The following is a 15,227-nucleotide window of genomic DNA, read 5'->3' on the forward strand; positions in this document are numbered from 1 at the left end:
AACAGGAAGCCGCATGAATGCTCCCGTGCCGAAACTGGCGCTCGAAACCACCGAGATCGACACCTCGGGCGACCCGACCTGGTACCGCGACGCGGTGATCTACCAGTGCAACGTCAAGGCCTTCGTCGACTCCAACGGCGACGGCGTCGGCGACTTCCAGGGCCTGACGAGCAAGCTCGACTACGTGAAGGACCTGGGCGTCAACACGCTGTGGCTGATGCCCTTCTACCCGTCGCCGCTGCGCGACGACGGCTACGACATCGCGGCCTACGAGGACGTGCATCCGCAGTACGGCAGCTTGCAGGATTTCAAGGACATGCTCGAGGAGGCCCACAAGCGCGAACTGCGGGTGGTGATCGAACTGGTCATCAACCACACCTCGGACGCCCATCCGTGGTTCCAGGCGGCGCGCATGGCGCCGCCGGGGTCGCCCGAGCGCGACTTCTACGTCTGGAGCGACACCGACCAGCTCTACCAGGGCACGCGCATCATCTTCACCGACACCGAGAAGTCGAACTGGACCTGGGACCCGGTCGCCAAGGCCTACTTCTGGCACCGCTTCTTCAGCCACCAGCCGGACCTCAACTTCGACAACCCGCAGGTGCTCGAGGCGGTGTTCCGCACCATGCGCTTCTGGCTCGACATGGGGGTCGACGGCTTCCGCCTCGACGCCATTCCCTACCTGATCGAGCGCGACGGCACCTCGAACGAGAACCTGCCCGAGACCCACGTGGTCATCAAGGCCCTGCGGGCGGCGATCGACGCCAACTACAAGGACCGCTTCCTGCTGGCCGAGGCCAACATGTGGCCGGAAGACGTGCGCGAGTATTTCGGCGATGGCGACGAGTGCCACATGGCCTATCACTTCCCCCTGATGCCGCGCATGTACATGGCGATCGCGCAGGAAGACCGGGACCCGATCGTCGAAATTTTGCAGCAGACGCCGGAGATCCCCGAAGGCTGCCAATGGGCGATCTTCCTGCGCAACCACGACGAGCTGACCCTGGAGATGGTGACCAACCGCGAACGCGACTACATGTACACGACCTACGCGGCCGACATGCAGGCGCGCATCAACCTGGGCATCCGGCGCCGCCTCGCGCCGCTCATGGACAACGACAAGGACCGCATCAAGCTCATGAACAGCATGCTGCTGTCGATGCCGGGCTCGCCGATCATCTACTACGGCGACGAGATCGGCATGGGCGACAACGTCTTCGTCGGCGACCGCAACGGCGTGCGGACGCCGATGCAATGGAGCCCCGACCGCAACGCCGGCTTCTCGCGCGCCGACCCGCAGCGGCTCTACCTGCCCCCGATCATGGATGCGATGTACGGCTACGAGGCGGTCAACGTCGAGGCCCAGCTGCGCGACAAGAGCTCGCTGCTGCACTGGACCCGCCGGATGCTCGCGGTGCGCAAGACCAGCCGCGCCTTCGGCCGCGGCAAGCGCACCTTCCTGAAGCCCGGCAACCGGAAGATCCTCGCCTACATCAGCGAGCACGACGACGACGCGATCCTGTCGGTGTTCAATTTGTCGCGTGCCGCGCAGCCGGTCGAGCTCGACCTCTCTGCCTTCAAGGGCCGGGTGCCGGTCGAGATGCTCGGACGCACCTCGTTCCCGCCGATCGGCGAACTGCCCTACCTGCTGACCCTGCCCTCGCATGGCTTCTACTGGTTCAAGCTGGCCGACGAGGCACCGATGCCGAGCTGGCACCAGGAGGGCGTGGCGCTGCTCGACCGCCCGGTCATCGTGCTGTTCGACGGCTGGACCAGCCTGCTCAAGGACCGCGTGATGCCCTGGCGCATCGGCTTCGCGGACCGGCTGATCAAGCAGTTCGAGACCGATACGCTGCCACCGCACATCGAAGCCCAGCGCTGGTACGCGTCCAAGGGCAGCCGCATCGCGCGGGCCCGGCTGGCGGACTCGGCGATCTGGGACATCGACGGGCTGAGCTGGATGCTGCCGCTGCTCGATCTGGAGGGGCTGCCCGAGGCCGCGACGTATTTCATGCCGCTCGCGCTGGCCTGGGAAGACCGCGACGAAGAGCGCATGAAATGCCTGCAGCCGGCCGCCATCGCCAAGGTCCGGCAAAAGGCCAACGTGGGCGTGATGGGCGACGCCTTCTTCGACGAGGCCTTCTGCCGCGCGCTGGTGCGCGGCATCGTCGGCGACACCGAGATGCGGACCGCGCACGGCCGCCTGCATTTCCGGCCCACCTCGCTGGGCCGCGAGCTGGTGCTCTCCGCGATCCAGGACCTGCCGGTCAGCCGGCCGACCGCCATGAGCAGCAACACCGTCGTGACCCTCGGCGAGACCCTGTTCCTCAAGGGCTACCGCCAGCTGCGCCGCGGCATCAACCCCGAACTCGAGATGGGGCGTTTCCTGACCGAGGAGGCCGGCTTCCTGCACGGCGTGCCGGTGGCCGGCGCGCTCGAATACCTGGGCGACGACGGCAGCGTGTTCACCCTCGCGCTGCTGCAGGCCTACGTGCCGAACCAGGGCGATGGATGGAGCTGGACGCTGGACTACCTGGAGCGCGTGCTGACCGAACTGCGCGACGCCGACGGCCCTCGGCCCGACGCGCCGCACGGGGCCTTCCTGGCCCTGATCGCGATCCTGGGCCGCCGCACCGCGGAGCTGCACAACGCGCTCGGCCGGCGCACCGGCAATCCGGCCTTCGATCCCGAACCGATGACCGAGCCCGACCGGCGCGCGATGCGCGACAGCGTGCGCGCGCAGGGACAGGCGACGCTGGTCCAATTGCGCGAACATCTGGCCGGGCTGCCACAGGCGACGCAAGAGGATGCGCGCCGGCTGCTGGAGCGCCCCGGCGCGATCGAGGCTTTCGTCGATGCCCTGCCGCTCCAGGGCGGTGCGGGCTGGCGCTCGCGCTTCCATGGCGACTACCACCTGGGCCAGGTGCTGCTGGCCCGCAACGACTTCGTGATCATCGACTTCGAGGGCGAACCGGCGCGTTCGATCGAGGAGCGCCGTGCCAAGCAATCGCCGCTGCGCGATGTCGCCGGCATGCTGCGCTCCTTCAACTACGCGCGGTGGAGCGCACTGCGGCGCGCGGCGCAGAACGCGGGCGAACTGGCCCGGCTCGACGCCGACGCCCGCGACTGGGAACGCGAGACCCGCGCAGCCTTCCTGGACGGCTACGCCGCGGCGCTGGCGCCCGAGGCCGGCGCGGTCGACCCGCCGCTGCTGCGCCTGTTCGAACTCGAGAAGGCCCTCTACGAACTGCGCTACGAACTCGGCAACCGGGTCGACTGGGTGCCGGTGCCGCTGCAGGGCATCCTGGCGCTGCTCGAGGGCCACGGCCCGGCGAGCGCCTGAGCGACCGACCCCCCAATCTCCCGGAGAGCTTCCATGGACACCCTGACGTTCTACCTCGAGCCGCTGCGCGCCTTCCTGTTCCAGATCGGCGCCTTCGTGCCGCGGCTGGTGTTCGCGACCCTGGTCGTGATCGCGGGCTGGCTGATCGCCAAGGTGGTGCGCTTCGCGGTCATCCGCGGGCTGCATGCGATCAATTTCCACGTGCTGACCGAGCGCGCCGGCATCGACAACTTCCTGCGTCAGGGCGGCATGGTGACGGACTCGACCGTGGTCTTCGGCGCCCTGGCCTACTGGATGGTGATCCTGGCCTCGCTGGTGGTGGCCTTCAACGGGCTGGGCCTGAGCTACGTCACCGACCTGCTCGCCCGCGTGATGTGGTTCGTGCCGAATGTCTTCGTGGCCATGCTGGTGCTGGCCTTCGGGGCCTACTTCGCCAAGTTCGTGGGCGACGCCGTGACCACCTATGGCCGCCATGCGGGCATCCAGGACGCCTTGCTGCTGGGCAAGGTGGCGCAGTACGCAATCTTGCTGTTCGTGGTGCTGATCGCGCTCGACCAGGTCAAGATCGGCGGCGACATCGTGCGCCAGAGCTTCCTGATCATCCTCGGCGGCGTCGTGTTCGCCCTGGCGCTGGCCTTCGGCCTGGCCGGCAAGGACTGGGCAGCCGACCGGATCGAGGACTGGTGGCCGAAGAAGAAGCGGCCGCCCGAGCGCCCGGCGCCGCGCGCCCCGGCCGTGACCCCAGCCTCCAACCCATGGCCGGCCCGCCCGGCGCAGAACTTGCACGACGACCGCCCGCATCCATGACCAAGCACCCGCACACCCCGCTGTCCGCCGTCTGGCCCGGCAAGCCCTACCCGCTGGGCGCCACCTGGGACGGCCAGGGTGTCAATTTCGCGGTGTTCTCCAAGCACGGCGAGAAAGCCGAGCTCTGCATATTCGACGACAAGGGCCGCCACGAGCGGCAGCGCATCGTGCTGCGCGAGCGCACCAACGACGTCTGGCACTGCTACCTGCCCGAGGCACGCCCCGGCATGGCCTATGGCCTGCGCATCCACGGCCCCTACAAGCCCGAGCAGGGCCATCGCTTCAATCCGAACAAGCTGCTGCTCGACCCCTATGCGAAGGACCTGGTCGGCGAGCTGCGGTGGGGTGACGCGCTGTACGGCTATTCGGTCGGCAGCAAGCGCCAGGACCTGTCCTTCGACCGCCGCGACAGCGCCGCCTTCATGCCCAAGGGCCGGGTGCTCGAGACCGCCTTCACCTGGGGCGACGACCGCCGGCCCGAGGTGCCATGGCAGGACATGGTGATCTACGAGCTGCACGTGCGCGGCTTCACCATGCAGCACCCGGCCGTGCCCGAGCCGCTGCGCGGCACCTACGCGGCGCTCGGCTGCGCGCCGGTCATCGACTACCTGCAGCGCCTCGGCGTGACCACCGTCGAGCTGCTGCCGGTGCATGCCTTCCTGAACGACCGCCACCTGGCCGAACAGGGCCTGCAGAACTACTGGGGCTACAACACGCTGGCCTATTTCGCGCCCGAAGTGCGCTACAGCGCCTCGGGCAAGGTGAAGGAGTTCAAGACCCTGGTCAAGACCCTGCACTCGGCCGGCATCGAGGTGATCCTCGACGTCGTCTACAACCACACCTGCGAGGGCAACCATCTCGGGCCCACCTTGTCGATGCGGGGCGTCGACAACGCCTCCTACTACATCGCCAATGCCGAGCAGCCGCGCTACTACGACGACTTCACCGGCTGCGGCAACACGGTCAACCTGGAGCAGCCGCGCGCACTGCAGCTGGTGATGGACTCGCTGCGCTACTGGGCCGAGGAAATGCATGTCGACGGCTTCCGCTTCGACCTCGCCTCGGCGCTGGCGCGCGAGGCCGGCAAGGTCGAGAACCTCGGCGGCTTCTTCGACGCCATCCGCCAGGACCCGACGCTGAACCAGGTCAAGCTCATCGCCGAACCCTGGGACCTGGGCCATGGCGGCTACCAGGTGGGCAACTTCCCGCCCGGCTGGGCCGAGTGGAACGACCGCTACCGCGACGGCCTGCGAGGCTGGTGGAAGGGCGACGCCGGCGTGGTGGGCGACGTCGCCCACCGGCTGGCCGGCTCGCAGGACCTGTACGGCTGGTCGGGCAAGGGGCCGCACGCGAGCATCAATTTCATCACCGCCCACGACGGCTTCACCTTGCACGACCTGGTCTCCTACAACGACAAGCACAACGAGGCCAACGGCGAGGACAACCGCGACGGCAACAGCAACAACATGTCCTGGAACTGCGGCGCCGAGGGACCCACCGACGACCCCGAGATCAACGCGCTGCGCGAACGCCAGAAGCGCAACTTCCTGGCCACCCTGCTGCTGTCGCAGGGGGTGCCGATGCTGCTGGCGGGCGACGAGCGCGGCCACACGCAAAACGGCAACAACAACGTCTACTGCCAGGACAACGCGCTCGGCTGGCTCGACTGGACGCCGCGGCCCGAGGCCGACTCGCTGCGCGATTTCGTCGCCCGCCTGATCCGCGTCAGGCGCGAGCATCCGTCGTTCCGGCGCCGCAGTTTCTTCCGCGGCCAGCCGGCCGGCGACAGCGAGACCAAGGATGTGGTCTGGCTGCGGCCCGACGGCCAGGAGATGACGCCGCCCGACTGGGAAGGCGAGCACGTGCGCTGCCTCGGCATGCTGTTCTCGGGCACCGGCATCACCGACGTCGGCCCGCGCGGCGAGCCGCAGCGCGACGACGACTTCCTGCTGCTGCTCAACGCCTACCACGACCCCGTGCCGTTCACGATGCCGACCCGCCCGGGCGACCGCTGGACTCGAATGGTCGACACCGCCCGCGAGACCGCGTTGTCGCTGCTGCTGGCTGAGGCCACCTATCCGCTGCAGGGCCGCTCGCTGGCGCTGCTGCGCCGCAGCCTGGCCGCCTCATGAAGCGCCGTCATGCGATGCCCTTCGGCGCCGAGGTGCTGGCGGAAGGTGGCGTGCGCTTCCGTCTCTGGGCGCCCTCGATCGAACGGGTGGTGCTCGAACGGGCGCGCGGCGACGGCTGGCAGGACCACGCGATGCAGCGCGCCGAGGACGGCTGGCACGAGGCCCGGCTGGCGCAGGCGGCGGCGGGCGACCGCTATCGCTACCGCCTGCCCGACGGCCTGCGCGTGCCCGACCCCGCCTCGCGGCTGAACCCCGACGACGTCCACGGCCCGAGCGAGGTGGTCGACCCGGGGGCGTACGCATGGCGCGACGCGGACTGGACCGGCCGGCCCTGGCACGAGGCCGTGGTCTACGAACTGCACCTCGGCACCTTCACGCCCGAAGGCACCTTGGCGGCGGCCCGGGACCGCCTCCCCGGCCTCGCCGAACTCGGCATCACGGCGGTCGAGCTGATGCCCCTCGCCGATTTCCCGGGGCACCGCAACTGGGGCTACGACGGCGTGCTGCCCTTCGCGCCGGACGCCAGCTACGGCACCCCCGACGACCTCCGGCGTTTCGTCGAGAGTGCCCACGCGCTGGGGCTGATGGTGCTGCTGGACGTGGTCTACAACCACCTTGGTCCCGAAGGCAACTACCTGCCGGCCTACTGCCCGGAATTCTTCAACCCGGCCCACCAGACGCCGTGGGGCGCGGCGATCAACTTCGATGGCGCCGGTGCCCGCACCGTGCGCGACTTCTTCGTCCACAACGCGCTCTACTGGATCGAAGAGTACGGCTTCGATGGCCTGCGGATGGACGCGGTGCATGCCATCCGCGATGATTCGACGCCGCCGATCGTCGAGGAGATCTGCAACGCACTGCGACAGGGCCCGGGCCGCCGCCGGCAGGTCCACGTGGTGCTCGAGAACGACCTCAACCAGGCGCATCGGCTCGAACGCGGCGACGACGGTGCGGCGCTGGCCGCCACCGCCCAATGGAACGACGACCTGCACCATGCGGCGCATGTGCTGCTGACCGGCGAGACCGACGGCTACTACGCCGACTATGCGTCGCGGCCGCTCGAACAGTTCGGGCTGGCGCTGGCGCAGGGCTTCATCTACAGCGGGCAGCCCTCCGCGTTTCGTGGCGGCGAGGCCCGCGGCGAACCCTGCACCCACCTGCCGCTGGGCGCCTTCGTCTCGTTCCTGCAGACCCACGACCAGGTCGGCAACCGCGCCATGGGCGAGCGCATCGATGCCCTCGCCGACCCGCTGCTGGCGATGGCCGCCCGCAGCTGCGTGCTGCTGTCGCCGCACACGCCGATGCTGTTCATGGGCGAGGAATACGCGGCGACCACGCCATTCCAGTTCTTCTGCGACTTCGGACCCGAGCTGGCGGCCGCGGTCACGGCCGGCCGGCGCGCCGAGTTCGGCCGCTTCGCCGCCTTTGCCGGCGAGGCGGCGCAGGCCCGCATTCCCGATCCCAACGACCCCGCCACCTTCGCCGGTTCGCGCCTCGATGCGAAGCAGGCGGCGCAGGCACCCCACGCCGCCGCGCTGGCCATCACGCGGGAGCTGCTGCGGGTCCGGCGCGCCGAACTCATGCCCCGCCTCGCCGACGGCGCACGCGCGCACCAGTGGTCCTGCGAAGGCGATGCCTTGCGGCTGGCGTGGCGGCTCGGCGCCGACGACGGCCCTGGCGTCCTGTTGCACCTGGTCGCCAATTTCGGCGCCGACGACGCCGAGCTGGCCTGGCCGCCCGGCCGCGTGATCCACCGGCTGCGGGTCGACGATGCGGCGCCCCCCGGCGGCCTGCTGCGCCTGCCCAGGGGCGGCGTCTGTGCAACCCTCGAGGAGCCCGGCGATGGATGAGGCAGAGGCGCTGCAGCGTCTCTGCGAACGCCACGGCGTGGCGACCGGCTACCACGACGTCGTTGGCCATTGGCATCGGGTCGCGCCCGAGGCGCTCGCGGCACTGCTGCGCGATGCCGGCTTCCTGCCGGCGGATGTCGGTCCCGCCGCCGCCGAGGCGGCCGCCGAGCGCCGGTCGTGGCAGCACGCACTGCCGCCGGTTCAATCGGTCGCGGCCGGCAGCGACCACTTCAGCGTGATGCTGCAACTGCCGGCGTCAATCACGCGGATCGAATGGCAGGTGGACGACGAGAGCGGCGCCTGCCACCAGGGCGCCGTCGACACCGCCGCCCTGGAAGTCGATGCGCAGGCCGAGATCGAGGGCACCAGCTACCGCCGCTGCCGGCTGCCGATCGCGCTGGCGCTGCCCGCCGGCTACCACCGCCTGCGCATCGTGGACCAACCCGGCGATGCCCTGCTGGTCTGCGCCCCCGCGCGCTGCCACCAGCCGGCCTGGCTGGAGCGCGGCGGCCGGCTCTGGGGCTTCACGCTGCAATTGCATTCGCTGCGCTCGGAGCGCAACTGGGGCTTCGGCGATTTCAGCGATCTGGCCGACTTCGTCGTCGGCGCCGCCCGTGCGGGCGCGGACGTGGTCGGGCTCAATCCCCTGCACGCGCTGTTCGCGCACAACCCCGCGCACCAGAGCCCGTACAGCCCCTCGTCGCGGGGCCAGCTCAACCCGCTCTACATCGATGTCGAGGCGGTGCCGGATTTCCGGGCCTCGCCCGCGGCGCAGCGGCGCGTGCGCTCACCGGCCTTCCAGGCCCGGCTGGCCGGCCTGCGCGCGGCGCCGTTGATCGACCACGAAGGCGTCTCGACCGCCAAGCACGAGGTGCTGAAGCTGCTCTACCGGCGCTTCCTCGAGCGCGCGGCGGACGATGCGGAAGTCGCCGCGCTGGCACTCTTCCGGCAGCGCGGTGGCGTCGCCTTGCAGCAGCACGCGCTGTTCGAGGCGCTGCAGGCGCACCTGCACGCGGCCGATGCCAGCGTCTGGGGCTGGCCGGCGTGGCCCGAGGCCTATCGCGATCCGGGCAATGCCGCCGTCGCCGCCTTTGCCGCCGAACATGCCGAGCGCATCGGCTACCACGCCTACCTGCAATGGCAGGCCGCCCGGCAGCTCGAAGCGGCGGCGGCGCGCTGCGCCGAACTCGGCATGGCGGTCGGCCTCTACCTCGACCTGGCGGTCTCGGTCGACCGCGGCGGCTCGGACGCCTGGCGCCATCGCCACAGCTTCGCGCTCGACGTGCGGGTGGGCGCACCGCCCGACGCCTTCAACACCCAGGGCCAGGACTGGGGCCTGCCGCCGCTTCGCCCGGACCGGCTGCGCGAAGGTCGGCTCGCCGTCTTCATCGAGGCCCTGCGCGCCAACATGCGCGGCGCCGGCGCGATCCGCATCGACCACGTGATGATGCTGATGCGCCTGTTCTGGATCCCGGCCGCCGGCACGCCGCGCGACGGCAGCTACGTGGCCTATCCGGTCGACGAACTGATGGCCATCCTGGCCCTGGAAAGCCAGCGCCACCGCTGCCTGGTGATCGGCGAGGACCTCGGCACCGTGCCGGACGCGATGCGCGACGCGATGCGCACCCGCGGCGTGCAGTCGTACCGGCTGCTGTACTTCGAGCGCGAGGCCGACGGTGCCTTCCGGGCACCGGCGTCCTGGCCGCGCGAAGCGGTGGTGGCGGTCAGCACCCACGACCTGCCGACGCTCGCGGGCTGGTGGTCGGCCCATGACCTGCGCCTGCGCTTCGAGCTGGGGCTGATTCCCGACGCCGCGGCCTATGAGCAGCAGGTCGAGCAGCGCAAGCGCGATCGCGCGGGCCTGCTCGACGCCGTGCGGCAGCAGCAGGCGCTGCCGCAAGACAGCGTGGCCGCGGCCGTGGCTGGCACGCTGGATGCCGATGCCGTGGCGGCCGTGCATGCCTTCCTGGCGGCGGCGCCTTCGTGCGTGATGATGGCGCAGCTCGAGGACGCGCTCGGCGAGGTGGAGCAGGCCAACCTGCCCGGCACCACCTTCCAGCATCCCAACTGGCAGCGCAAGTACGGCGGCGGTCCGAAGGACCTGTGGGCCCGGACGCCGGTGCTGCGGCTGTGCGCCGCCATCGCCCGCAGCCGGCCGCGCGACGCGGCCAGCCCGCCGACCGGCACCCGCGTGCCGCGCGCCACCTACCGGCTGCAGCTGCACAGCGGCTTCACTTTCGACGATGCCGCGCGCATCGTGCCCTACCTCGCGCGGCTCGGCATCAGCCACGTCTATTGTTCGCCGATCCATCGCGCCCGCCCCGGCAGCATGCACGGCTACGACGTCGTGGCCCATGACGAGATCAATCCCGAGCTCGGCGGCCTGGCCGCGTTCGAGCGCCTGACGAAGACGCTGAGGGCCCATGGCATGGGCCAGCTGATCGACCTGGTGCCCAACCACATGGGGGTGCTCGGCAACGACAACGCCTGGTGGTCCGACGTGCTGGCGCACGGCATGGCCTCGCGCTTTGCGCGCCACTTCGACATCGACTGGCAGCCGCTGACACCGAACCTGGCGGGCAAGGTGATGCTGCCGGTGCTCGGCGACGCCTACGGCCGGGTGCTCGAACGCGGCGAGCTGTCGCTGCAGTGGGACGCCGAGTCCGGCGAGTTCGCCATCGGCTACTTCGAGCACCGCTTTCCGCTGGCCCCGGAAAGCACCGCCGCCGTGCTCGAGCGCGCCTGCGCACACCTCGGCGCGGGCGACGCCAGCGCTCCGCTGGCCGGCATCGCCACCGCGCTGCGCCATCTGCCCGGCATGCACCGCACCAAGCCCAGGGCCGTGGCCGAGCGCGCGCGCGACAGCCAGCTGCTCAAGGCCCAGCTGGCGCTGCTCGCGGCCGCCCGGCCCGCGGTGGCGGAGGCGATCGCGGCCGTTGTCGAGGCGCTCAACGGACCGCAGCAACGCGAGGCCCTGCATCGGCTGCTGGAGGCGCAGGCCTGGCGGCTGGCCCACTGGCGGGCGGCGGCCGACGAGATCAACTACCGGCGCTTCTTCGACGTCAACGAACTCGCGGCGCTGCGCAACGAGCGCCGTTCGGTGTTCGAGGCGACGCATGCGATGGCGCTCGACCTGGCCGCGCGCGGCTGGGTCGACGGGCTGCGCATCGACCATCCCGACGGGCTGCAGGACCCGGCGCGCTATTTCGAACGGCTGCAGGACGGCTTCGTCGCCCGCGCCGGCCTGCCGCCGCGCGGCGTCGATGCCGACGGCCGCCCCGACCGGCCGCTCTACGTAGTGGCCGAGAAGATCGCGGCGCCGAACGAGGAGGTGCCGGAGTCGTGGGCGGTCCACGGCACCACCGGCTACCGTTTCGCCAACCTGGCCAACGCGGTGCTGGTGGACGAGCGCGCCGCCGACCGGCTGAAGCGGATCTGGCGCAATTTCACCGGGCAGTGCGCACCGTTCGAAGAGATCGTCTACCAGGCCAAGCGCGAGGTGGCCGGCGTGACGCTGGCCTCCGACCTCGAGGTACTCGCTATCGCGCTGCTGGCCATCGGCAAGGCCCATCGCAGCACGCGCGACCACACGCTCAACACGCTGCGCGAGGTGCTGGCGACCGTCGCGGCGAGCCTCACGGTCTATCGCACCTACAACGACGAGCAGGTCAGCGAGCAGGATCGGCATTTCATCGACCAGGCGATCGATGCGGCACGCGAACGGCTGGCGCTGCCCGACCCCTCGGTGTTCGAGTTCGTGCGCGAAGCGCTGCTGGGGCGAGCCCCCACACCCGGCCGGGCGGCACGCCGGAAGGCACTGCGCTTCGCCCGCCGCTTCCAGCAGTTCAGCGCGCCGGTGGCGGCCAAGGGGGTCGAGGACACGGCGTTCTACCGCTACTTTCCGCTCGCCTCGGCCAACGAGGTCGGCGGCGAGCCCGACCGGCTCGGCGTTTCGGTGGCAGCCTTCCACGAAGCCAGCGGCGACCGTCAGCGGCGCTGGCCGCAGACCATGCTGGCCACCTCGACCCACGACAACAAGCGGGCCGAGGACGTGCGGCTGCGCATCGACGTGCTGTCCGAGATGCCTGGCCTGTGGCGGCTGGCGCTGCGGCGCTGGGCGCGCTTCAATTCGCCGCTGCGCGGCCCGGTCCTGGCCGTGCACGAGTACCTGCTCTACCAGACGCTGCTGGGCACGATGCCGGTGGCGCCCTCCGACCCCGAGGCACCGGACGCCTATGCGGACCGCATCGTGCGCTACATGCACAAGGCCGCCCGGGAAGGCAAGACGGGCACCAGCTGGACCCGGCCCGATGCCGCCTACGAAGAGGCGCTGGAACGCTTCGTGCGCGGTGTGCTGGCGCCGCGGCCCGACAATGCCTTCCTGGCCGACCTGGGGCGCGTGGTGGGCACGCTCGACCGCTTCGGTGCGCTCAACGGCGTCAGCCTCACGCTGCTCAAATACAGCTCGCCCGGGGTGCCCGACCTGTACCAGGGCTGCGAACTCATCGATCGCAGCCTGGTCGATCCGGACAACCGTCGGCCGGTGGACTACGGCGAGCGCGAGCGCCTCCTGGAGGCCATGCAGGCACTGGCGGCCGCCGCCTCCGGCAGCGCGCTGGCGCAGGCCGTCAGCGGATTCGCGGCCACGCCGTCGGACGGCCGGGCCAAGCTGTGGCTGACCTGGCGGCTGCTCGCCTTGCGTCAGCGCTGGCCCGCGCTGTTCCGGCATGGCAGCTACGAGCCGCTCGAGGTGCGCGGCGAACGCGCCGGCCACGTCATCGCCTTCGCCCGCCGCCACGACGACCGGGCGCTGGTTGTGATCGTGGTGCGCCTGTTCGCACGGCTCGGAGAGGCCGGCTGGGGCGACACCTGTGTACAGCTGCCCGCCGGCCTCGGAACCGTGGCGATGGACGACGAAGTGACGGGCCTGCGGCACCCGCCTGGCGGCCCGCAACTTGCGCTGGCGAGCGTGCTGCAGGCCTTTCCTGGCGCCGTACTGACGCGGGTGCAGCCACTGTAAGCGCCGGCCTACATTGCAATGCGTGCGGTGCCGCTCCCGCATCGCCATCGGTCTGATAATCCTTCCCCGGTGCTCTCACGCACCGACGCGGAGACAAGGCACATGACCCAAGCCATCTACTGTTTCGACACGGCGAGCGTTCGCTTCGCCATCCATCCCGAGGGCCCGGACGGCGAGCGCTGCATCGTCGAGATCGCCGAAGACCCGCTGCGAGACCTGTTCGGCGCCTGCGGCGGCGGCGACAGCCTGGTCGACGCCTATCTGATGAACGCCGACCTGATCAACGCACTGGCTCTCGCCCGGCATCGCGAGACCCAGGGCCGGCCGGTGCGACTGGAAACGGCCGACTTCGAAACGTCGGACATCGGCGTCTGCCACTGAGGCCGAGTCCTACGGGCGCCCCCGCCGGCCGGACATGAAATCGGCGCCATGACGCCCGCCGCCCTGCAATTGCTGCAGCTGCTCCAGCAGCTGTCGCAAGCCAGGATCCGTTTCAGCTGCAGCCAGCTGTCGGGCGTTGCCGGCGGCCGTTCGAAGGAGCCGGAGGTGCCCGCGCGCATCTCCGCCCGGGAACGCCTGGCGATGCGCCTTTTTGCCGTGCTGGACGACAAGGAGCGCTCCGAGGTGATGCTGGCCCGTGCCCAGTTCCTCCAGCTGCTGCTCCAGAGCGCACCGCAGCGGCTGCAGGGCTGGAGCGACCAGGACCCGCTCGACCGCATGCCGCCTTCCCGCCTGTTCGAATGGATCTCCCATGACTTCGAACGCCTGGAGCTCGCGCAGATCGAGGCCCAGATGACAGCGGGCGAAGCTGCGCGCTACCTCGGACGGGTCGGGCCGGCGCCGTCGTCCCCCGGCTGACTCACCAGGCCGCCGCGCCGCCCGTCAAGGCGCGCCGGGCGAGCAGGAAGGTGGCCGCGTTCCAGCTCTGGCCGGGCATGCCCATGGGCGCCAGCGTCCGGCCGTGGAACCACTCGGTGAAGCGCCAGTCGTCGAGCGCGTTCACCTTCGCCAGCCGGGCCAGATCGGACCAGGCTTGCGCCTCCAAGCCCAGGCGGGCCAGCGCCAGGACCCAGAAACCGCCCACGAAGGGCCAGATGCCGCCGTTGTGGTACTGGTGGACCATGTTCTGCTGATGGCGCGCCATGTAGGGCCGCCAGAGCTCGTGCTGGCGCGACAACGGATGCAGCACCACGCGCACCGGATAGGGATCGCCGGCGCCCGCGGCGGCGATGGTGTCCACGATGCGGCGCGCCATCGAGGCGTCGGCCAGCCCGCTCTGGATCGCAAGCACGTTGCCGAACACGTCGCCCTCGTCGCCGACGACCGCGAGATTCACGAAGCTGAGATAGAGGCCGGGATCGCGCCGGCCGCGACGCGCATAGTGCCGCAGCAGGCGCGCCCGATGGTACTCGGGCAGGTCGCGCTGGAACGGGTTGAACAGGTGGTTGGAGTGATGCAGCGTGGCCTCGGCATGGTCGAGCGCAAAGCGGCGCTTGACCTCGTACCACAGGGCATTGGTGTACAGCACATAGCCGGAACGCGGCATGATGTCGGCCCAGTCGCTGGCCTCGTTCTGCTGCAGCAGCCGGAAGTGCTGGTGCTCCTGCGCCAGCAGCCAGCCGAGCGCGCGATCCACCTCCGCCTGCCAGTGCGAGGCGCCCACCTGGCCGTGGCGCCGCACATGGTCCACCGCGATCAGCCACCACAGGGTGGCGTCGATGCATCCCAGGTACCAGAAGTCGGCATCGCGGCCCTCGGGATCGACGTACTTGGGAATCTGGCCGTTGCCGGCTTGCTGCGCCGCCAGCGCGTCGAGGCTGGCTACCGCGCCCTGCTCCAGCGCCGGCACGCCGCTGCCGCACATCGCCATCACGCAGATGGCGGCATCGCGTCCGAAGATGCGCGTGTAGCGCCGGGCCACCGCCGCCTCGGTGCGGGTGGCCGCGAGGATGCCGTGCGGCGTCAGGTTGCGCTGCAGGAGGTCGAGCGAGGCTTCGGCGCAGGCATCGATCTGCGCGAGCGTGGGGGCATCGGGGTAGGTCATGCGTTCGTGATTCGCCGCCAACCAGCGGCGG

At 70.5% G+C, this 15,227-nt stretch carries 8 protein-coding genes; 7 read left to right on the forward strand and 1 reads right to left on the reverse strand.

What is annotated here, in order from left to right:
• Positions 1 to 13 precede the first annotated feature (13 nt).
• From treS to QTI17_RS01060, 7 genes are all read left to right on the forward strand, one after another.
• On the forward strand, positions 14 to 3,343 hold the full coding sequence (treS, locus tag QTI17_RS01030) for a maltose alpha-D-glucosyltransferase (protein ID WP_286530492.1): 3,330 nt from the start codon (positions 14 to 16) through the stop codon (positions 3,341 to 3,343).
• 33 nt (positions 3,344 to 3,376) lie between these two features.
• Entirely contained in the window at positions 3,377 to 4,150 is a 774-nt protein-coding gene (locus QTI17_RS01035; protein WP_286530494.1) for a mechanosensitive ion channel family protein, read from the forward strand.
• On the forward strand, positions 4,147 to 6,282 hold the full coding sequence (gene glgX / locus QTI17_RS01040) for a glycogen debranching protein GlgX (protein ID WP_286530495.1): 2,136 nt from the start codon (positions 4,147 to 4,149) through the stop codon (positions 6,280 to 6,282). The genes QTI17_RS01035 and glgX overlap by 4 nt, the downstream gene beginning before the upstream one ends.
• The gene (gene treZ, locus QTI17_RS01045; protein WP_286530497.1) at positions 6,279 to 8,132 is read left to right on the forward strand and encodes a malto-oligosyltrehalose trehalohydrolase; all 1,854 of its coding nucleotides are present in this window, start codon (positions 6,279 to 6,281) and stop codon (positions 8,130 to 8,132) included. Before glgX ends, treZ begins: the two co-directional genes overlap by 4 nt.
• On the forward strand, positions 8,125 to 13,152 hold the full coding sequence (gene treY, locus QTI17_RS01050) for a malto-oligosyltrehalose synthase (RefSeq protein WP_286530499.1): 5,028 nt from the start codon (positions 8,125 to 8,127) through the stop codon (positions 13,150 to 13,152). Before treZ ends, treY begins: the two co-directional genes overlap by 8 nt.
• Positions 13,153 to 13,254: 102 nt before the next feature.
• The gene (locus QTI17_RS01055) at positions 13,255 to 13,533 is read left to right on the forward strand and encodes a hypothetical protein (protein WP_286530500.1); all 279 of its coding nucleotides are present in this window, start codon (positions 13,255 to 13,257) and stop codon (positions 13,531 to 13,533) included.
• A 48-nt stretch (positions 13,534 to 13,581) separates the two neighbouring features.
• Positions 13,582 to 14,010 (forward strand): hypothetical protein, encoded by a 429-nt coding sequence (locus QTI17_RS01060; RefSeq protein WP_286530502.1) that lies wholly within the window; start codon positions 13,582 to 13,584, stop codon positions 14,008 to 14,010.
• 1 nt (position 14,011) lies between these two features.
• Here the strand turns inward: QTI17_RS01060 and QTI17_RS01065 are convergent, their stop codons facing one another.
• On the reverse strand, positions 14,012 to 15,196 hold the full coding sequence (locus QTI17_RS01065; RefSeq protein ID WP_286530504.1) for an amylo-alpha-1,6-glucosidase: 1,185 nt from the start codon (positions 15,194 to 15,196) through the stop codon (positions 14,012 to 14,014).
• Between the last annotated feature and the right edge of the window lie 31 nt (positions 15,197 to 15,227).

The sequence above is a fragment of the Variovorax sp. J31P179 genome, from assembly GCF_030316985.1.
Classification (GTDB): domain Bacteria; phylum Pseudomonadota; class Gammaproteobacteria; order Burkholderiales; family Burkholderiaceae_C; genus Variovorax; species Variovorax ginsengisoli_B.